16 protein-coding genes are annotated in these 20239 nt (G+C 72.7%); 10 read left to right on the plus strand and 6 right to left on the minus strand.

Annotation, left to right across the window (positions count from 1 at the left end; translation table 11 throughout):
• Window positions 1-4: 4 nt before the first annotated feature.
• Window positions 5-691, plus strand: a complete 687-nt coding sequence (locus AB1K56_RS12805; protein ID WP_371205957.1) for a GNAT family N-acetyltransferase — start codon at window positions 5-7, stop codon at window positions 689-691.
• Window positions 692-925: 234 nt separating this feature from the next.
• Window positions 926-2224 carry a hypothetical protein gene (locus AB1K56_RS12810; protein ID WP_371205958.1) on the plus strand — a complete coding sequence of 433 codons (1299 nt, stop codon included), beginning with the start codon at window positions 926-928 and terminating at the stop codon, window positions 2222-2224.
• Window positions 2225-2260: 36 nt separating this feature from the next.
• Here AB1K56_RS12810 and AB1K56_RS12815 read toward each other — a convergent pair whose 3' ends face one another.
• Together AB1K56_RS12815 and AB1K56_RS12820 are read right to left on the minus strand one after the other, a co-directional pair.
• Window positions 2261-2470: a multidrug transporter gene (locus tag AB1K56_RS12815; protein WP_371205959.1), complete on the minus strand. Its 210-nt coding sequence runs from the start codon at window positions 2468-2470 to the stop codon at window positions 2261-2263.
• 10 nt (window positions 2471-2480) lie between these two features.
• Window positions 2481-3293 (minus strand): SDR family oxidoreductase, encoded by an 813-nt coding sequence (locus AB1K56_RS12820; protein ID WP_371205960.1) that lies wholly within the window; start codon window positions 3291-3293, stop codon window positions 2481-2483.
• A 307-nt stretch (window positions 3294-3600) separates the two neighbouring features.
• Between AB1K56_RS12820 and menC the strand changes: the two genes are divergently transcribed.
• The 5 genes from menC (at window position 3601) to AB1K56_RS12845 (ending at window position 8996) form a co-directional block, all read left to right on the plus strand.
• Window positions 3601-4734, plus strand: coding sequence for an o-succinylbenzoate synthase (menC, locus tag AB1K56_RS12825; protein ID WP_371205961.1), 1134 nt, complete (start codon window positions 3601-3603; stop codon window positions 4732-4734).
• A complete protein-coding gene (locus AB1K56_RS12830) occupies window positions 4731-5432 on the plus strand; it encodes a hypothetical protein (protein WP_371205962.1) in 702 nt (233 codons plus the stop codon). Before menC ends, AB1K56_RS12830 begins: the two co-directional genes overlap by 4 nt.
• Window positions 5433-5490: 58 nt before the next feature.
• Complete coding sequence (locus tag AB1K56_RS12835; RefSeq protein ID WP_076672936.1) at window positions 5491-6879, plus strand: glycine--tRNA ligase; 1389 nt, start codon at window positions 5491-5493, stop codon at window positions 6877-6879.
• A 306-nt stretch (window positions 6880-7185) separates the two neighbouring features.
• Window positions 7186-8196: an ATP-binding cassette domain-containing protein gene (locus tag AB1K56_RS12840; protein ID WP_371205963.1), complete on the plus strand. Its 1011-nt coding sequence runs from the start codon at window positions 7186-7188 to the stop codon at window positions 8194-8196.
• The gene (locus tag AB1K56_RS12845) at window positions 8193-8996 is read left to right on the plus strand and encodes an ABC transporter permease (protein WP_371205964.1); all 804 of its coding nucleotides are present in this window, start codon (window positions 8193-8195) and stop codon (window positions 8994-8996) included. Before AB1K56_RS12840 ends, AB1K56_RS12845 begins: the two co-directional genes overlap by 4 nt.
• On the opposite strand, the gene AB1K56_RS12850 is transcribed toward AB1K56_RS12845, so the two are convergent.
• Window positions 8993-12001 carry an AAA family ATPase gene (locus AB1K56_RS12850; RefSeq protein WP_371205965.1) on the minus strand — a complete coding sequence of 1003 codons (3009 nt, stop codon included), beginning with the start codon at window positions 11999-12001 and terminating at the stop codon, window positions 8993-8995. The two genes, AB1K56_RS12845 and AB1K56_RS12850, sit on opposite strands and share 4 nt — an antisense overlap.
• A gap of 181 nt (window positions 12002-12182) precedes the next feature.
• Between AB1K56_RS12850 and AB1K56_RS12855 the strand changes: the two genes are divergently transcribed.
• A complete protein-coding gene (locus AB1K56_RS12855) occupies window positions 12183-16799 on the plus strand; it encodes an SCO7613 C-terminal domain-containing membrane protein (protein ID WP_371205966.1) in 4617 nt (1538 codons plus the stop codon).
• A gap of 173 nt (window positions 16800-16972) precedes the next feature.
• Here the strand turns inward: AB1K56_RS12855 and AB1K56_RS12860 are convergent, their stop codons facing one another.
• Window positions 16973-17548 carry an HhH-GPD-type base excision DNA repair protein gene (locus AB1K56_RS12860; protein WP_371205967.1) on the minus strand — a complete coding sequence of 192 codons (576 nt, stop codon included), beginning with the start codon at window positions 17546-17548 and terminating at the stop codon, window positions 16973-16975.
• A 90-nt stretch (window positions 17549-17638) separates the two neighbouring features.
• Here AB1K56_RS12860 and AB1K56_RS12865 point away from each other — a divergent pair, with 90 nt between their 5' ends.
• Window positions 17639-17863, plus strand: coding sequence for an antitoxin (locus AB1K56_RS12865; RefSeq protein WP_371205968.1), 225 nt, complete (start codon window positions 17639-17641; stop codon window positions 17861-17863).
• Complete coding sequence (locus tag AB1K56_RS12870; protein WP_371205969.1) at window positions 17860-18243, plus strand: type II toxin-antitoxin system VapC family toxin; 384 nt, start codon at window positions 17860-17862, stop codon at window positions 18241-18243. Before AB1K56_RS12865 ends, AB1K56_RS12870 begins: the two co-directional genes overlap by 4 nt.
• A gap of 300 nt (window positions 18244-18543) precedes the next feature.
• Here AB1K56_RS12870 and AB1K56_RS12875 read toward each other — a convergent pair whose 3' ends face one another.
• Both AB1K56_RS12875 and AB1K56_RS12880 read right to left on the minus strand, forming a co-directional pair.
• The gene (locus AB1K56_RS12875; RefSeq protein WP_264632055.1) at window positions 18544-18825 is read right to left on the minus strand and encodes a hypothetical protein; all 282 of its coding nucleotides are present in this window, start codon (window positions 18823-18825) and stop codon (window positions 18544-18546) included.
• 64 nt (window positions 18826-18889) lie between these two features.
• Window positions 18890-20212: a glutamyl-tRNA reductase gene (locus AB1K56_RS12880; RefSeq protein WP_371205970.1), complete on the minus strand. Its 1323-nt coding sequence runs from the start codon at window positions 20210-20212 to the stop codon at window positions 18890-18892.
• Between the last annotated feature and the right edge of the window lie 27 nt (window positions 20213-20239).

Below are 20239 nucleotides of genomic sequence, written 5' to 3' on the forward strand. Positions count from 1 at the left end.
GGGCATGAGCGACATCGACATCCGCCCCCTCGACACGGTCGACGCGATCCACGTGGCCGCGGGGGTGCTCGACAGGGTGTGGGGCGAGAAGGGCACGATGCCGGCGAACATCCTCCGCGCTCTCGAGCACGCCGGCAACTACGTCGTCGGCCTCTACGACGGCGAGGCGATGATCGGGGCGTCGGCGGCGTTCTTCGGCCCGCCCGCCGCGCGGTCGATGCACTCTCACATCACCGGTGTCCTGCCCGGTCACCAGGGTCGCGGCCTCGGTCGGCAGCTCAAGAACCATCAGCGCGACTGGGCGCTCGAGCGCGGAGTCGGGCACATCACGTGGACCTTCGACCCGCTCATCCCGCGCAACGCGCACTTCAACCTCGCCGTGCTGGGCGCCCGCGTCACCGACTACCTCGTGAATCAGTACGGCGAGATGGACGACGACGTCAACCGCGGCGACGAGTCCGACCGGCTCCTGGTCTCATGGGCGCTCGCCGAGCCGCCCGCACCCACCCCGACGGATGCCGCGATCTCGGCCGTCGTGCCCGTGCCCGACGACATCGAGGGTCTGCGCCGCACCGACCCGGCGGCCGCCGCCGACTGGCGCGTGCGCGTGCGGGAGGAGGTGCGGGGGCACCTGGCATCCGGTCGCCGGATCGGCGGGTTCGACCGACGCGGATACCTCATCCTCTCCTGAAGTAGGCATCGAAACATTAGCTTTCTCTCATCTTCTTGCGTTACTCCTCGACTTGGCGGGCGCGCCTGTGTTCGATGGGAATGCCTTCGCCGTGACGTTCCGGCGAACTGACGCGATCATGAGCATCCTCAAGCCCGGGATGTTCAAGGACTACCCCCACCGGGGCCTCGTGCGCGTAGACGCGACCGCCGCCGTGTGCGACACGATCGAACGTGGAGTGGAGGAAAGACTCCCATGAGGCTGACTCGACGATCTTTCCTCGCACGTGCATCGGTTGCGGGACTTGCGCTTCTCGTTCCGAACGCGCGGATTCTGCTCGTTCTGCTTGTCGTGGCGGCGGCTTACGGTCCGGCCGTGCAGGCAGCAGTAGGGTTCGCCGGGTCCATCATCGGCATTGTGACGGTCCTGGCGACGGGGTTCATCATCGTCACCGTGCGCACATGTACACCGACGCTGACCCCAGACGGCCGGCCGACAGACGAAAGCTCTCGGCTCTACGGCCGGCAACTCAGCCTCAGCCTCTTGGTCGGCGTTCTGCTTCTCGGCATCGTCGGTGTCATCGTCCTTGCGGCCGGCGTTTTCTCAGTGGGCCCTCTGTCAGGCGCGTACCTCGCTGCCGCTGCTCTTGCTGTCGCCTTCGCGCCCGCTCTCTTCGTATTGAACGCGGGCTTCCAGACGATTCATCGGGACAGCGGGAATCTGGTGGTCGCCTGCGTCGGAACGGCGGTGCACGTCAGCGTCGCGTTCATCGTCGGAGCGGTCGGGGTGTCAGATTTCGCGGCGGTGACGCTGATGGGTGGCATATCGTCGTTGACCGCTGTGTTCGGCTTGGTGGCGAGGTCCTGGCAACTGCACAGAAGTGGGCTACTCACAGTCGACGCTGTCCGCCGGGGGGCGGCAGACATCGCGAGATCCCCCCGCAGCACGTCGCGCATCCTCGTCGAGGTCGCGACAGCGTCATTGGACGGCGTCGTCTTCATGACCGTGTTCGCCACGACGATCGCCGTTGCTCTCCACTCCTCGGTTGCGGCCGGTGCCCAGATGGCGCTGGCGGTCGCAGTCATGCGCACCATCATCATCCCTATGAAGCAGTTCGGAATTGTGGGAGCGCGCTTCACCCTCCGGGCGCGCGCACTTCCATCGCAATTCGCTTTCCGAGATGTCGCGATAGCGACCGAGGCGGTACTTGTCGCGAGCGTCGCAATACTCGTTGTGTCGAGGATTGTCCTGCCGGCCGTTCAGACACTGTCCTGGCTGCTCATCGCGCTCATGGCCGCTCAACTTCTCCTGGAGCCGTTCGCGGGAGTTGCGTACGCCTACCGGCGCATCGTAGACGGCCCATCCGCCGGCTTGGCAGCGCTCCTCATCGCATACGGCGGGTTGTACCCGGTCTTGATCCTGACGCTGGTAGCCGTCGGTGGAGCGCAGGCGGAAGCCCTATGGGCAGCGTTGCTTGCGTCTCGCATCCTCTTCGTCATCCTGCTGACGAGATCGAAGGCGGGACGACGCCTCCAGCCCCTTCCGGTCCGGTGACGTATGCCGCGAGCCCCGCTTCGGCGGCGCGGGAACTCACTGCTCGGTGATCGGCTCGTCCTTCTCAGCCGCGGGGTCGCCCGGCCCGGGGCCCGGACGCACGGCGGCGTCGTCGCGCACGTCGATGCGCGTGACACCGTCGTGCTCGCTCACGTCGAAGCGGGGCGCCGCGTCGGCTTCCGTCGCCTTCGGCGCGCTCGTCAGCTGGTCGTGACGGTTCTCTTCGAAGCTCTTCTCGTCGCTCATGGCGCTGTACTCACTCCTCGCCGGCCGAGCGCCAGACGTCGCTGTCCATGTGCGAGCCCGCCTGGGGGCCCATCTGCAGCATCCCGCCGTCGACGACCCAGCTCGCGCCGGTGACGTACGAGCCCGAGGGCGAGGCGAGGAAGCGGATGACGTCGGCGATCTCCTCCGGCTTGCCGGGGCGGCCGAGGGGGATGCCGGGGCGGTGGATGCGATCGGCGTCTTCGGCGGACATGTCGTTGATGGGGGTGGCGATCTCGCCCGGGGCGACGGCGTTGGCCGTGATGCCGTACCGGCCGAGCTCGAGGGCCATCGTCTTGATGAGGCCGCCGACACCGTGCTTGGCGGCGACGTAGGGAGCCGAGCCGACGCGCGGCTGGTGCTCGTGCACGCTCGAGACGACGATGAGGCGCCCGCCGTTGCCGGCCGCCACCATCCGCTTCGCCGCGGTGTGCAGAGCGAGGAAGGCTCCGTCGAGGTTGAGGGAGATGTCGGTGCGCCACGTGTCGAAGTCGAGGTCGAGGAACGAGCCGCCGATCCCGCCGCCGGCGTTGTTGACGAAGACGTCGAGGCCGCCGAGCTCGTCGGCCATGGCGTTCACGGCATCCGGGACCGCGTCGAAGTCGGTCGCGTCGAACTGCGCGACGATCGCGCGCACGCCGCGCTCGCGCACGGCGGCGGCGGTCTCCTCGGCGCCGTCCTGGTCGGAGTGGTAGGTGACCGCGACGTCCATTCCGGCGTCGGCGAGGGCGAGGGCGGTGGCCGCGCCGATGCCCGAGTCGGAGCCGGTGACGATCGCGTGGCGGGGGGTGAAGTCGTCGCTCATGCGGGTGACGCTACGCGCGCGGGGCGGTGGCCTCGGCGGCCTTGCCACGACCGGGCGCGGGCGTTACGGTCGCGGGCCGACCGACTCCGGCTCGGCGGGTCGGGACGGGCCGGCGTGCACAACTCCTGCAATTCCCCGTGGTCGGGCGCGAGTCCTCCCGCTCCGCGCCCGTTCTGCAGGAGTCGTGCCGGGGCGCCGCGACTCAACGCAGGAGATCTGCGCGGTCGCCCGGGCTGCGGGGCCGTATCCCGGGGCCCGACGACCGCGTCTCCTGCGTGGTGTCCGCCGCTCCCGATACCCTCCCCCCATGCCTCTCCTGCTGCCCGCCCCTGCCGTGACCTTGGACGCCGTCGAACTGCGCGTGCTGCACCTGCCGCTCGTGTCGCCCTTCACCACGTCGTTCGGCACCGAGACCGTGCGCGAGGTCATCGTCGTCGCCGCCGAGACGAGCGACGGCCGCGGGTGGGGGGAGGTCGTGACCTCGGCCGAGCCCTTCTACTCCAGCGAGTACACGCAGGGAGCGTGGGACGTGCTGACGCGGTTCCTCGCCCCGGCCCTGCTCGAGCGCCGCACGCTCGCGCCCGAGGAGTTCGGCGGCATCCTGGGTCGCGTCGTCGGTCACCGCATGGCCAAGGCGGGGCTCGAGCTCGCGGTGCTCGACGCCGCCCTGCGATCCGAGGGGCGCAGTCTCGGTCAGTACCTCGGGGCAGCGACGGACCGCGTGCCGTCCGGGGTCTCGGTCGGCATCCAGCGCGACCCGGCGGCCCTCGTCGACGCCGTCGGCGCCTACCTCGACGAGGGCTACGTGCGCATCAAGATCAAGATCAAGCCCGGGCGCGACATCGACGACACGGCCGCCGTCCGCGACGCCTTCGGTGCGATCCCGCTGCAGGTCGACGCGAACTCGGCCTACACGCTCCAGGATGCCGACACCCTCGCCGAACTGGATCGCTTCGACCTCCTGCTCATCGAGCAGCCGCTGCAGGAAGACGACCTCGTCGATCATGCGGCGCTCGCGACGCGCCTGCGGACGCCGGTGTGCCTCGACGAGTCGATCGTCTCGGACAAGGCCGCCGCCGACGCGCTCGCCCTCGGCTCCGCGGCGATCATCAACATCAAGGCCGGCCGCGTCGGCGGGTATCTCGAGGCCGTCGCGATCCACGACCGCGCCGTCGCCGCGGGCGTCCCGGTGTGGTGTGGGGGCATGCTCGAGACCGGAATCGGCCGGGCCGCGAACGCCGCTCTCGCCGCGCTCCCCGGGTTCACGCTGCCGGGCGATATCTCGGCATCCGCCCGCTTCTACACCCGCGACATCGTCACCGAGCCCGCGGTGATCGAGGATGGACACGTGCGCGTGCCCGCCGGCCCCGGCCTCGGCGTCGAGATCGACCCCGCGGCGCTCGAGGAGTTCACCGTGCACCGCGAGCGGATCACGCGATGACCGGCGGTCGGTCGGGACTCTCGGAGACCGACCGCGACGACGTGCCCTGGGGGCGGGCACCCGTCGTCGGCATCCCGATCCCGCCGTTCGCGGATGCCGCGGAGCACCGCACCTACCTGCGCTCGCTGCAGACGTTCCTTCTGCTGCTCGACCGGGGCGAGCCGTCGGCCGCGACGATCGCGCTGGCCGCCGCGCTCGAAGCGGACCTCCCGCGCACCGCGACCGCGGTGCCGGAGCGCCTGTCGCCGCTGGCGCTGCGGGTCAGCCTGTCGACCTTCTTCCCGGCCCCGTGGACGCCCGAGGCGCTCGCTGCGGCGCTGAGCGGCTTCGGCTACGGCACGCCCGTCCGCGGTCGGGGCGGGTGGTCCTGGGGCGGGGACCCCGACTACGCCGCGCGGCCCACGCGGCAGGGGTGGGAGATCGAGCGGCACGAGCGCGGCTCGTTCAGTCACGCGACGCTCGCGCACGGGGACGACCTCGTGCTGCTGTGGATGGACATGTTCCGCAACCGCTTCCCGTATCCGATCGCGCACGTCGCCGACCCCGCGGCGCCGGCCCCCGGCTCCCTCGCGGACGCCGCCCGCGCCACCCTGGCCGCCCACGCCACGAACGTCGCGATGCCGTATCTGCAGAACTGGATCCGTGAGCGCGATGACGGCAGAGAGGGCGGGCCGGGCGAGGCGGGGCCGCTTCGATAAACTGGATGCCGCGCCCTCGCGCTTGATCCCCACAGCTTTCCCGACCATTGGAGCCACCGTGGCCGAACAGTCCCGCCTCGACAAGGTCATCGCCCTCGCCCGCCATCGCGGGTTCGTCTTCCAGGCCGGTGAGATCTACGGCGGCTCGCGCTCCGCGTGGGACTACGGCCCCCTCGGCACCGAGCTGAAGGAGAACATCCGACGCCAGTGGTGGCAGACCTTCGTCCGCGGCCGCGGCGACATGGTCGGCCTCGACTCGAGCATCATCCTCCCCAAGCGCGTGTGGGAGGCCTCGGGTCACGTCGCCACCTTCACCGACCCGCTCGTGGAGTGCCTCAGCTGCCACAAGCGCTTCCGCGCCGACACCCTCATCGAGGACTTCGAGGCCCGCAAGAACCGCAAGGCCGAGAACGGTCTCGCCGACATCCCCTGCCCCAACTGCGGCACGAAGGGGCAGTACACCGAGCCGAAGTCGTTCTCGGGCCTGGTCAAGACCTACCTCGGCGTCGTCGACGACGAATCGGGCCTGTACTTCCTGCGTCCCGAGACCGCGCAGGGCATCTTCGTGAACTTCTCGAACGTGCTCACGGCATCCCGTCGCAAGCCCCCGTTCGGCGTCGGCCAGGTCGGCAAGGCGTTCCGCAACGAGATCACGCCCGGAAACTTCATCTTCCGCACGCGCGAGTTCGAGCAGATGGAGATCGAGTACTTCACCCCGCCGGCCGAGGCGAACGAGTGGTTCGAGCACTGGGTCGAGGCGTGCTGGAACTGGTTCATCGAGCTCGGCATCGACCCCGAGAACATGAAGCGCTTCGACGTCCCCGAAGACGACCGGGCGCACTACTCCGCCGGCACGATCGACGTCGAGTACCGCTTCGGGTTCCCGGGCAAGGAGTGGGGCGAGCTCATGGGCGTCGCCAACCGCACCGACTACGACCTCAAGAGCCACTCCGAGGCGTCGGGCCAGTCGCTCACGTTCTTCGACCAGGCGTCGGGCGAGAAGTACACGCCGTACGTGATCGAGCCGTCGTTCGGTCTGACCCGCGCGATGATGGCGTTCCTCGTCGACGCGTACCGCGAAGAAGAGGTGCCCAACGCCAAGGGCGGCACCGACACCCGCACGGTGCTCAAGCTCGACCCGCGCCTCGCGCCCGTCAAGGTCGCCGTGCTGCCGCTGTCGCGCAACGAGCGCCTCTCGCCGCTGGCCCGCGAGACCGCCGACACGCTGCGCGCCGCCGGCTGGAACATCGACTTCGACGACGCCGGCGCGATCGGTCGCCGTTACCGCCGCCAGGACGAGATCGGCACGCCGTTCTGCGTCACGGTCGACTTCGACTCGCTCGACGACAACGCCGTGACCGTGCGCGACCGCGACACCATGGGCCAGGAGCGCATCGGCCTCGACGCCCTGCACGGCTACCTCGCGGAGCGCCTGCGCGGCGCCTGACCCGCTCGTCACGCAGACCGGATGCCGCGGCTCGACGCCGCGGCATCCGGTCTGCGTCATTCCCGGGCGTCGCCCGCCGTGCTCGGCGCCCCGGCCCCGTCGCGCTCCCCGTCTGTGCGCGAGACAGCGCGCGGCTGACGAATCGACGACATTCTGCACCCGCGTCGTCAGCCGGATGCCGTCTCGCGGGCCGAAACGGCCCGAAACGGCCCAGAGCGACCCCGCGGCAGCGCCGTGACAGCGCCGTGACAGCGCCCCACCCGCCGTGACAGCGCCGCGACAGGGCCCCCGGCGCATCCTGGCGTCATGACCACCTCATCCACCCGCTCTCCCGCGGTCCGAGCCGAAGGGCTCGTCAAGACGTTCGGCTCCAACCGGGCCGTCGACGGCGTCGATCTCGTCGTCGAAGCCGGCACGGTCTACGGCGTGCTCGGCCCCAACGGCGCCGGCAAGACCACCACCATCAGCATGCTCACGACGCTCCTGCGTCCCGATGGCGGCAGGGCCGAGATCTTCGGCCACGACGTCGCCCGCGAGCCGCACGTCGTGCGCCAGCTCATCGGCCTGACCGGGCAGTTCGCCTCGGTCGACGAGAAGCTCTCGGCCACCGAGAACCTCCTCATCTTCGGTCGCCTGCTGGGCCTCTCGCGCGGCGACGCCCGCCGCAAGGCGACGGAGCTCCTCGAGGAGTTCGGCCTCACCGAGGCGGCATCCCGTCCCCTCGCGAAGTTCTCCGGCGGCATGCGGCGCCGGCTCGACCTCGCGGCCTCCCTCATCGCCCAGCCGCCGCTCATCTTCCTCGACGAGCCGACCACGGGTCTGGACCCCCGCACCCGCGGTCAGATGTGGGACACGATCCGCCGGCTCGTGGCATCCGGATCCACCGTCGTGCTCACCACGCAGTACCTCGACGAGGCCGATCAGCTCGCCGACCGCATCGCGGTGATCGACCGCGGACGCGTCGTCGCCGAGGGCACGGCTCTCGAGCTCAAGGCCTCGGTCGGTCAGGCGTCTCTCGTGCTGCGACTGAAGCCCGGCTCCGACCTTGACGTCGCCCGCGCGATGGTGGGACGGGTGCTGGATGCCGCGGCCATCGTCTCCCCGGAGGCGGCGCGCCTCACCGTGCCGATGTCCGACCCCGACCGGGTCACCGACCTGCTCGTGGCCTTCCGCGAGGCGGGCGTGCACCTGAGCGAGTTCAGCGTGCAGCAGCCCACCCTCGACGAGGTCTTCCTCACCCTCACCGGCTCGGGTGTCCCGAGCGACGATACCGCCGCGCGCGAGAGCGCCGGCGCCCTGGAAGGAGCCCGCTCATGAGCGCCCTCACCCTCGAGCGCGATCTGCCCCGCACCGCGGGTCTCGCGCAGACCCTGCAGAACACGATCACGATGGCCGGTCGCGGTCTGCTGAAGATCCGCCGCACGCCCGAGCAGCTGATCGATGTCACCGTGCAGCCGATCCTGTTCACCCTGATGTTCACGTACATCTTCGGCGGGGCGATCGCGGGAGACGTGCAGAGCTACCTGCCGATCATCATCCCCGGCATCCTCGTGCAGACCGTCATCACGACCTCGGTCGTGACCGGCACGCAGCTGCGCGAAGACATGGACAAGGGCGTGTTCGACCGCTTCCGGTCGCTGCCGATCGCGCGCATCGCCCCGCTCTCGGGCGCGCTGCTCGCCGACACCGTGCGCTACGCAATCGCCACGACGCTCACCTTCACGATGGGCTGGATCATGGGCTTCCGGCCCGAGGGCGGCCTCTGGGCCGTCGTCGCGGCGGGACTGCTCGTCATCGCGTGCTCGTGGGCGATCAGCTGGATCTTCGCCTTCTTCGGCGTCATCGCCCGCAGCGCGTCGAGCGTGCAGGGGATCTCGATGATCGTCCTCTTCCCGCTGACGTTCCTCTCCAACGCCTTCGTCCCGGCGGACACGATGCCGTCGTGGCTGCAGTGGTTCGTCGACGTCAACCCGGTCTCGCACCTCGTCACCGCGGTGCGCGACCTCGTCAACTCCGGCACCCTCGGCTCCGACGCGGTCGTCTCGCTCATCGGTGCGGCGGTCATCGTGGCGGTCTTCGCTCCGCTCACGGTGCGCGCCTACATGCGCAAGGCCTAGTCGAGCAGAGCGAGCAGGGTCGCGGCATCCACGTCCGCGAGGGCGGAACGGATGCCGCGAACGGGCGCCGGGGTCACCTCGGCGCCCGTTCGCGCCATGCGCGCGCGCACCCACACGGCGAACGGATCGCGCTCGTCGGCCGCCCCGCGCACCGCGTGAGCGCGGGAGAACGCCTCGGCGGCGCGCTCGGACCGTCCCTCGGCGGCGTTCCATCCGGCCACGGTCACCAGGACGGTCGCGATGATCGGGTGGTCGCGCGACTCCACGGCGCGGGCGAGGCCGCGGCGCAGCGCCGCTCGCGCGTCGTCGGGTCGGTCCTGCAGCAGCAGGGCCTGCGCGCGCAGGGCATCGACCCACGCGAGGAACTGATCCGGGATGCCGGGCTGTCCCTCGAGCCCCACCCGGTCGATCTCGCTCAGGGCGGCGGCTCCGTCGCCGTCGGCGATCTCGACGTGGGTCGCCGTCATCCGTGCCTGCGCGAGCGCCCGCACGGAGCCGTCGGCCGCGGCGGCGCGGTCGATCGCGGCCGCGCGCTCCCGGGCCGCGGGCAGTCGGCCGAGTCGGAGCAGGATGCCGACGGCCTGCGCCTCCTGCTGAAGGAGGTCGGGCACCGAGGTCAGCCCGCGGATCGCCGCGCCGGAGCGGTCGATCACCGCGAGGGCCTCGTCGAGCCGGTCGGCCAGCACGAGCCACTCCGAGCGCAGCTGGCTGGCGAAGCCGGTGCCCCACGCGTCGCCGAGACGCTCGAACATCTCCAGCGCACGGGCGCTCTCGACGCCGAGCGCGTCCATGTCCCCCGCGTTCTGGGCGGCGCCGGCCCGCAGGGCGTGCAGGATCGCCCGGGTCCACGGGGGCGCCTCGTCGAGTTCCGCGTCGGTCACGTCGACGTGCCAGGTTCGCACGGCCTCGCCCTCGTCGCTGTGCAGGACCGTCTCCGCCAGGCGGAGCAGGGGAGCGACCAGGGCGGTGATCTCGGACGGATGCCGCGTGGCGGCGTCCTCGAGCCGGGCCCGCCGCGCAGCGAAGGATGCCGGGGGGAGGGTCGAGGTGCGCCCGGGCTCGGGGAACGCGGCGGCGAAGAGCGCCACCGCCTCGAGCACGACGCTCGGCTCGTCGTCGAGGGGAGCGTCCGGGGCGGCGAACGTCGCGATCCCGCGGCGGAGGTCGTCGCTGCGCTCGCGCACGGCCCAGGGCCAGAAGAGGGTGCGGAGCAGGCGCACCCCGCCGGGGCGGTCGGCGGCATCCGCGCGCGTGCGCAGGGCCGCGGCGAGGTTCTCGTCGTTCGCGTCGAACCACGCGAGGGCGTCGCGCAGGCCCGGACCGCGCGAGCGTGCCTCGTGCGCGGCGGCGAGATCGGTGAGCACGTCGGCCGCGCGGGCGCGGAAGGCCCGCTCCGTCCCCTCGCCGCGGAGGCGGTCGAGACCGTACTCGCGCACCGTCTCGAGCATGCGGAAGCGCCCCTCGCGCCGGGTGAGGAGCGAGCGATCGACCAGGGCGTCGAAGGCGTCGGCATCCGCGTCGAACGTCGCGGCGACGGCCGGAGCGTCCGCGGTGCCGATGCCGTCGGGGAAGACCGCGGCGACCCTCAGGGCGATGCGCTCGCCCTCGGTGAGCGTGTCCCAGCTCCAGTCGATGAGCGCCCGCAGCGTGCGGTGCCGCTCGGAGCTGAGCCGTGGACCGTTCGACAGCAGGGCGAAGCGGTCGTCGAGCCCCGCATCGATCTCGGCGAGCGTCAGGGTGCGCGCTCGCGCGGCGGCGAGCTCGATCGCGAGCGGCAGCCCGTCGAGACGACGCACGATGCGTCCGGCTGTCGCGCGCTCGTCGTCGTCCGGAACGCGCCCGCGCGCGGAGCGCACCCGCGTGGCGAACAGCGTCTCGGCGTCGGTGGTGGGGAGCGGGCCGAGGTCGACGAAGGCTTCGCCCGGGATGCCGAGCGGCTCGCGACTCGCGGCGAGCACGCGCACTCCGGGGCTGATGCCGAGCAGGTGCAGGGCGGCCTCGGCGGCCTCGCGGATGACGTGCTCGCAGTTGTCGAGCACGATCACCACGCGCCGTCCCGTCACGGCCTCCGCGACGCGATCGGCGGCGGAGACGGTGGCCCCGCCGGTGTCGGGGAGGCGGATGCGCCGGCCCACGGCTCCCGCGATGGCCGTCCACACGTCCGCGGCGGCGGCGGGCGCCAGCTCGACCACGATGGAGTCGGCGACCGCGCGGGCGGTTTCGACCGCGAGGGTGGTCTTGCCCGCGCCACCGGGCCCCAGCACGGTGACCAGGCGATCGGTCTCGAGGCGCTCGCGGATCGCGTGGAGCTCGTCGGTACGACCGATCAGCGCGCCGAGGGAGACGACGGGCGTCGGCGCGGCGGGTGCGGGGGCGGGCGCTGTGGTGGCGGACGCTGTGGGGGCGGGCGTCGGCTCGGTGGGTATCGCGGCGAGTCTCTCCGCGTGACCTCGGTCTTCGAGCAGGTCGCGCACGAGCCAGTCGAAGCCGTCCGATGGCGTCCACACCTCGCCGGTCCACAGAGCGAGTGCCTCCCGAGCGAGTGCGGGGTCGGCGGTGGCGCGCGCCCGCGCGACGAGGTCCTGGAAGCGGGTGATGTCGACGTCGTCGCGCGACAGGGCGAGCCGGTACCCGCCGGGATCGGATGCGACGACGCCGGGCGGAAGCGACCGGCGCAGGCGCGACACGAGGGACTGCAGCGCCGCACGGGGGTCGTCGGGCCCGTCGAGACCCCACACGTCCTCGGCGAGCGCGCGATAACCGACGGTGGTGCCCGCATCGACGGCGAGACGCAGGAGCAGCGCCTGTTGCCCGCGCCCGGGCACGACATGGACGTCACCGGCCCCACCGCCGGCACCGTCACCGCCCGACGACACGGCCAGGCCGCCGAAGAACCTCACCCGCACGGTGTCCACCCTAGGTCGCGACGCGTTCGCGGGCCGCGTGGGGGTGGGCCCGGGGTCGTAGCCCGGACCGGACAGGATGCCGCGGGAGGCGGCAGGCATGCGGACCTCCTGTCGCGGAGTGGGGCAGCGTTCCCGCTGCTCAGGAGCGCGCCGCCGGGGTGGGGAGGAGGGGTCTGTGGACATTCCCCGGCGCTGTCGGCGGGTTTCGCTAGCCTGGGGCGACGACCGACGCCGAGGGGGCACGATGACGGACGCGGCGAACGGGGCACTCCGAGGAGGGATGGCATGGCCGGCGCAGCCGGGTGTGCTGACCGACACCACCCGGTGCCCGTCGTGCTTCACGACGATCTCCGCTACGCCGTGCACGGCGTGCGGCCTCGACCTCACCGACGTGCGCACCGCGCGCGTGCTGGAGCTGTCCCACCGCATCGTCGAGCTGAGCGACCAGCGCGCCGACGTGCTGCTGCGCATCCATTCGGATGCCGCCCCCGCACCTGCACCTGCACCTGCGCCCGCACCCGCGCCCGCCGCCGGCCCCGCGCCCGCCGCCGATCCCGCGTTCGCCGTCGATCCCGCGCCTGGCGCCGATCCCGCGTTCGAGGTCGATCCCGCGCCCGCCGCCGACCCCGCGTTCGCCGTCGATCCCGCGCCCGTGACGACACCCGGCTGGGCGCCGCCGAGCCCGGCGCTCGTCGCGGACGGTGGGGGAGTTTCGCTCGCGGTTGCGCCGGTTGCGGAGAGCCCGGCGGGAGGCGTTGCTTCCGTCCCGGTCGTCCCGGTCGTCCCGGGTGTTCCTGACCAGGGGACGTCCGGGGCCGTTCCCCTGTCAGGGGCTGTCGCTGCCGAGCCCGCGGCGCCGACCGGCGCCGTTCCCCTGGTCGGGGCCGCGGCGCCGGTCGGTCCGGGAGCGCCCGGTGCCGGCGCAGCCGGCCGCGCCAAGCCGCGACGGTCGGGCGTGCAGGTGTTCCTGCTCTCGGCGGGCGTCGTGCTGCTCGCGGTGGCTGCGGCGTTCTTCCTGACCGTGGCGTGGGTGGCCGGAGGTCTCGTGCTCCGATCGGTCGTGGTCGCCGTGGCCACCGCGGGTGTCGTCGTCACGGCATCCGTCCTCCGTCGTCGCGGTCTCGCCGCCACGGCCGAGGGCATCGCCCTGCTCGGGATCGCGCTCATCGCGCTCGACGTCTGGGCCGTGCGCGCCAACGACCTCGCCGGGGCCGCCGGGGTGGGCGCGCGCGTGTACTGGGGCCTCGCGGCCCTCGTCGCCGGGCTCGCGTTCGTCGGATGGGCCCGACTCTCACGACTGCGCTCGCCGCTGTCGGTCGGCGTGGTCGCGCTCGTGCTCGGTCCGGCGTCGGTGGCCGCCGGGATCGCCGGCGACGATGCCGCAGCCGCCTGGTACGCCGCGGCGGTGACCACTCTCGCCGTGGCGCTCGCCGCGCCGCTCCTGCCGCGACTGGCCCGACCGGACGTGGGCTCCCTGCGCGTCGAGACGGCGGTCGTCCGCGGTCTCGCCGCGGTCGGCGCCGTCGTCGGGCTCACCGCCGCACTCGTGCGCGACCCGGGCGCCGCCTGGGCGCCCGTCGCCGCCGCCCTTCCCCTCGCGATCCTCGTCGCCGCGCACGCCGCGATCGCCGCGCGCCGGGGCGAGAGCGCGACGGCGAGCGTGGCCGCCCCTCTCGCGGTCGTCCTGCTGGGAGCCGGGGTCGCGGCGACCGCGACACGACTGACGGATCCGACCGTCGCCGTCACGGTTCCGCTGCTCGTGGCGACCGTGGTCGCCCTGGGCCTCGACGTCGCGCGGACCCGGGCGCGCGCGGGATCCGGGCGCACCGCGCTGTCCGCTGCCGCGCTCACGGCGGGGGTCGCGGCGGCACTGGCTGCTCTCCCTCCCCTCGGGTGGGCTCTGCTCGCCTGGGTCGCCCCGTTCGGCGGCATCGGTCGCGCGTTCGGAAGATCCGCGTTCGCGGTCGACGTTCCGGATGCCACCGGCTCCGCATCCGTCCTGGCTCTCGGGGCCGCGGTCGTCCTCGCCGCGATTGCCTGGCGGTGGGGCGGGCGATGGGCGGCACGTCGCCCCGCTCTGCTCTGGGCCGTCGCCGTTGCGGCCCTGCTGGCGGGGCCGCAGCTGCGCGTGATCGGCGCGGTCGTGCTGTGGAACCTGGCTCTCGCCGTCGCCGCCCTGTGGCTGCTCCGCCGCCGGCGTGGGCTCGTCGCCGTCGCCGCCGCCGGCGGCCTCGTCGCCGTGACGGTCGGCTGGGTGCTGTCGTTCAGTTCGCCGCTGACCTGGGCGGTGGCGACAGTGGTCGTCGCGGCGCTGCTGTGGGCGGCGGCCCCCCTCGCCGCGGCGACCCGCGTCGCCGCCGTCGTGGCCTTCGCGCTCTTCCTGCCGCTCAGCGCCGTGCTCGTGCCCTCCGCGGTGCAGAGCGGTCTCGGGGTATGGCTTGACGACCCGAACCCCCTCACGGCGGGGGCGGCCGTGGCGGCGGTGCTGCTCGCCGTCGCGGTGCTGCCCGCGCGCTCGACGACGCGCCTGATCCCCGCGCAGCGGGAGGCCATGGCGCTGACGGGGCTCCTCCTCGTCGTCTGCCTCGGCTTCCCCGCGCTCGTCTGGGCGCGCGGCGGCGTCACGGCGACGGGCTGGCTCGTGGCCATCGGTGCCGTCACCGTCGTCTCGGCAGGGGCGATCGTGATTCGTCGGACGTCGGCCGATGCGGGGATCGTCCGCCCGGTCGCCGCGCTCCTCGTGCCGATCATCGTGGCCGCGTCGGTGCTCACCGGGGTGCGTGAGCTCGACCCGACCCCCTTCGCCCGCAGCGTGCTCCTGGCATCGGTCGGCGTGGTGTGCGCCGCCGTCGCGCTGTGGCGGCTGCGCACCGACCGCCTCACGCGCGGACTCTTCGACGCGGGAGCCGTCGCCGTCGGGGCGGCAGCGGTGGCCTCCGCCGTCTTCACCGCGGGCGTGGCCCTGCCGTTGCTTCTGCTCGCCGTCATCGTGCTCATCCAGGCGGTCGAGGCCGACGGGCTCTTCTCCTCGCGGGGTCCACGCCGCCACCTCGTCTGGCCGGCTCTCGCGGTCGCGGCGATCGCGCTGTGGACGCAGCTGACCACGCAGAGGGTCGAGACGGTCGAGGCCTTCACCGTTCCGGTCGCGGTGGCGCTGCTCGCAATCGCCGCCGCCGAAGAACGAGCGCGTCGCCGTCTCCCCGCGCGCTCGGCCGCGGCGCCCGCCGTCATCGCGTTCGCCGGGGTCGCGCTGGCGGTGATCCCCACGGCCACGGCCGCGGGCGATGACGCCGTGCGGGCCGTGGTGTCGATCGCCGTCGGCGCGACGCTCTCGGTCGTCGGCGCCTGGGTGAGGCCGCCTCGCACGCCCGATGCGCTGCCGCTCGCCGTCGCGGCGGCGGGGGCCGCGGGACTCGTCGTCGCGCTCGGGGCGTGTCTGATCGGGGCGTCCGTGCGCGGTGACGCCGCCGGAGGCGTGCTCGATGCGACCGTGGGGATCGTGACGGTGAGCCTGCTCGCCGCAGCGGCCGGTGTCGCCCGGCGGGAGCCGACGTGGTCGCGAGCGGTCGCCGGCGGCGTGGTCATCGCGGGCGTCGTGGTGTTCGCCCTCGGGGAGACGGTGCTCATCGGCCTGGGCGAGGGGCCCGTCGCGCGCGCCGTCGTGGCGATGCTGCTGCTCGGAGCGGCGGGCGCGGTGGCGCTTCGAAGTGAGGGACTCGCGCGCATCGTGCCGGGAGCCGAACCCGCCGTGACGGGGTTCACGGCGTTGGGAGGCACGGCTCTGCTGGCCGTGGTCGGAGTCGGCGCGGGCGTGCGTCCGATCGAGGCTGTGACGCTGCCGCTCGCCCTCGCCCTCCTGGCGACCGGCGTGCCCGGCCGGGCCGACCCGGTGATCCTCCCGCACCGCGTCCTCGTCGCGACGGGTCTGGCCGTCGGCCTGCTCCCCTCCGCACTGCTCGTCTCCGACGACCTCGGTCGCACCTTCGCCGTGCTGGCCGTCGCCGGAGCGCTGACGATCGTCTCGGCGCTGCGGTCGCCGTCACGCCTCGCACCGCTCGTGACCCCGGTCTTCGCCGTCTCGGCCGCGGCGCTCGTGCTGGCGGGCGTCCTCCGGTCCTTCGCCGACCTCGACCACCCGATCTTCGACCTGTGGGTGCCGCTGGTCATGCTGCCGCTGTCGGTGGCGGCGGTGCTGCGTCGCCACGGGAGGACGGCACCGGCGTGGCTCGCCACTGTCGCGGCATCCGTCGCCCTCGCCGTCTTCGCGCTGACGACGGTCGCGCGCGTCATCGTGACGCCCGACGAGGGCACCATCCGGGCATCGATCACCGTGGCGGTGGTGGTGGGCGTCGGTGCCGCGTGGCGCGGGGTCGGCGGACGCTCCCTCGCGGCCGTGGGCCTCGGACTCGGCGCGATTGTCGCGCTGGGCGGAGCGGCCCTCGGCGTGGTCGACCCGATCGAGTCGGTCACGGTGCCGCTCGCGATCGGCGCGCTGATCGTCGGGGCGCGCGCGATGCGCGTCCGCGAGACGCTGGGCAGCTGGCTCGCACTGGGCGCGCCGCTCGTCCTCCTGCTCGTGCCCTCGCTGCTCTTCGACTTCGGCGGCGCCAACGCGCTGTGGCGCATCGTCGCCCTCGGCGCCGTTGCCCTGGCCACCCTGCTGCTCGGCGTCCGCTTCCGCCTGCAGGCGCCGGTGCTCCTCGGCGGCGTCGTGCTGATCGTGCACGCGGTCGCGCAACTGTGGCCCTGGATCGCCTCGATCTACGAGAGCGTCTCGGGGCTGTGGTGGCTGTGGATCGGCGTCGCCGGTGCGTTCCTCGTCACGATCGCGGCGACCTACGAGAGGCGGCTGCGCGAACTGAAGGCCGTGGGGCTCGCGATCCGCGCCCTGCGGTGACCTCGTACGTGATGAGCCGCGACGGTCGGCCCATCTCGACTGACGGGCGCCCCGGTGCGGTCACCCGCGGCGACAACGCGGGCCGCGACGGATGCCGGCAGCCACCGTCCCGCCGGGCCGGGCGCCGTCAGCGGGAACTCTTCGCGGGCAGCGACGCGACGCTCGGCCGGACTTCAGCTCCGAGACTCCTTCGCCGCAGCCTTCGCGGCGCGCTTGTGTTCGCGCACCTTCGTCAGCGACTCGGGGCTGACGATGTCGGCGACCGAGCGGAACGAGCCCTCCTCGCCGTACGGAGCGGAAGCCTCGCGCCACCCGGCGCCGTCGAAGCCGCACTGTTTGCCGAGCAGCGCGAGGAAGATCTTCGCCTTCTGCTCGCCGAACCCGGGCAGCGCCTTCAGGCGCGTGAGCACGGTCTTTCCGTCGGGGTCGTCGCTCGTCCACAGGCGCTCGGCCTCGCCGTCCCAATCCTTCTCGATCGCCGCGCAAAGCGCCTGCACGCGCCCCGCCATCGATCCCGGGTAGCGGTGCACGGCAGGCGACTGCGAGAACGCGGCGGCGAACTCCTCGGGGTCCGCGTGTGCGATCGCGCCGGCATCCATCGATCCGGTGCGCTCCCGGATCTTCAGCGGACCCGCGAAAGCCGTTTCCATCGCGACCTGCTGGTCGAGCAGCATGCCGATCAGCAGGGCGAGCGGGTTGCTCGACAGCAACTCGTCGGCGGCGGGGTCGTCGGTGATCGAGAGACTCATGAAAGCAGTGTGGCACCGACGGATGCCTGACGTCTCAGATGCGCTCGTGCGTCAACGACATGCAATATGCATGTGTTATATGCTTATTGCATGACAACGATCCAGGTTAGGAACGTCTCGGAGGAGACGAGCCGCGCGCTCAAGGCGAAGGCTGCCCTCGAGGGCCGTTCGCTGAGCGATTACCTCCTGCGCGAACTCGACCGCATCGCAACCCGCCCGAGTCGGACGGAACTCCTGGAGCGGATCATGGGCCGTGACGTGGCCGCTCTCACGCCAGCGGTCGAGGTCCTCGCGGAACAGCGCCCTGCTCGATGACGCTGATCGTCGACGCGTCCGCGGTCGCGGAGATTCTCCTCGGCACTGCGGCAGGCCGACGTGCGGCGACCATGCTCGAGGGGCACGAGCTCCTCGCGCCGCAGCATCTCACCGCTGAGGTTGCTTCTGTCATCCGCGGATGGTCCCTGAGTCGACAGATCTCGGATGAGCAGGCTCTCCGAGCGTTCCGCGAGTTCGTCGAACTTGATATCGAGCAGGTGCCCATGGCGCAGATGCTCCCGGCCGTCTACGCGCTGCGACACAATGTCAGCGCGTACGACGCCATGTACGTCGTGCTCGCTCGCGCCGCAGCATGCCGCCTCCTGACGCTCGACGGTCGTCTTGCCGCCGTGGCACCGGACTGCGCCGTGCTGCCCTGAGCACGGAGATGGCGGCTGCTCGTCACGCGCGCAGATGCTCGTGACGCCTGAACCATCGCCCCCCCGCCTCGGCTCGCTCCGCCCCGCCCGCCCCGACTCGCCCCGGCTGACCGAGACGGCATCTCACCGACAAATCGGAGGCGCCGCGCAGCGGGGATTGCCAGGGAGATGCAGTCTCGCGCTCCACGAGGCCCGGCACCCCGCGATCCCCACGCTCCACGAGGCCCGGCACCCCGCGAGCCCCACGCCCCGCGGGCCCCGACCCCCCGGAGGCCCGACGGCGCCGCGGAGAACCCGCCGTCAAGCGGGGTCGGCGATCCACTTGCGCGCGAAGGGCACGGCATCCATCTCCCGCAGATCCTCGGTGGCCTCGCTGATCTGCACCTCGAAGTGCGCGACGCTTCCGGGCTTCAGCCTCTTCACGAGGGAGCCGTCGACGCGACGGATCACGGTCTGCGTCACCGAGGGAGCGTCGTCCTCGATGTGCAGCAGGCCCATCGCGAACGTCGCCACCCAGCGCAGTGCATTGCCTTGGCGGGGTTCCCCCGCGACCACGTAGACCTCGGATGCCGGTGTGCTCACGGCCCCATCCTGCCCGAACCGCGGCGCGCGCTCCGTCGTACGCGACGCGATCGCCCGCGGGGTCTCAGCCGGCGTCGGCGATGTCGCGACGCACGGCGGATGCCGCCGGGTCGGTGACCTCGATGCCGAAGAGCGCCGACAGGGCGTCGATGTACTCGTCGGCGCGGCCGGTCTCGGCCAGCTCGTGCGCCCGCGTGGTCGGGGTGTGCAGCAGCACGCCGACGAGGTGTCGCAGGGCCTGCTCGGTCTGACCGCCCTCGTCGCCGCGGGCGCGCACGCGGGCGACCTCGGCGTCGAGCACGCCGAAGACGTGGGCGCGCAGGGCGACGACGGCGGGGGTGATGTTCTTGCGCTCGCCCACGGAGGCGAAGCGGCGGGCGGCGTCGCGCACGAGGTCGCGCGCCGCGTCGGTGGCCTGCAGCTCCTCGAGCGGGGCGTGCAGGCGGATGGTCTCGAGGTCGAGCAGGTCGACGCCCGGGACGGTCGCGACGTCGGGGTCGACGTTGCGGGGGAGGCCGAGGTCGATCACGAGGCGGCGGCCGGCGTGGTCGACCGGGCATCCGGAGGCCGTGGCCTCGGCGCCCGTGCGGCCCGCGGCGAAGGTGGCGGCGCTGACGACGTGGTGCTCGCTGGTGGTGCAGGTGATGACGAGGTCGGCGTGAGCCACGGCGCTCGGGAACGTCTCGGCCGAGACGGCGCGCAGGCCGTGCTTGGCCGCGAACTTCGCCGCGCGACCCGAGGGGGAGTGCACCGAGATGTCTTCGGCTCCCTGGTCGCGGAGGGCGGCGACCGTGGCGGCGGCGTAGGCCCCGGTGCCCACGAGCAGCACGCGCTGGGTCGACCAGTCGGCGATGCGACTGTCGGCGAGCTCGAGGCCGAGGCGCACGAGCGAGCGGCCCGCGCGACCGATCGCGGTGGAGTTCTTCACGCCGCGCTGCGCCTCGGACGCGCGCTGGAAGAGGCGCTCGAGCTCGGCGGAGGTGGTGCCGAGCTGGCGCGACTCGGTGAGGGCGCGGCGCACCTGGCCGGCGATCTCGCCCTCCCCCACGACCACGGACTCGAGGCCCGACGCGACCGAGAACAGGTGCTCGGCGACGTCGTCTCCGCCGAGGACGGTGTACGCCCCCTCCAGCTCGGCCGCCGGCACGCCCGTGGCGGCCTCGATGGCGCTGAGGGTCGCGTCGACGCCCAGGGCGACGGCGGCGGTGACGGGTTCGTCCATGTCGACGTACGCCTCGAAGCGGTTGCACGTGGCGACGACGACAGCGCCCTGGACCAGCTCGGCGTTCGCGGCGATCAGGGGAGCGACGGGGGTGCGGGGTACGCTGAGGCGCTCGAGGAGCTCGAAGGACGCGGTCTTGTGACTCGCGCTGACGCACAGCAACACGCTCTTATTCTACGCCCGGGTCCCTCG

Origin of the sequence: Microbacterium sp. BWR-S6Y (assembly GCF_041379845.1) — a bacterium.
Lineage (GTDB): Bacteria > Actinomycetota > Actinomycetes > Actinomycetales > Microbacteriaceae > Microbacterium > Microbacterium hydrothermale.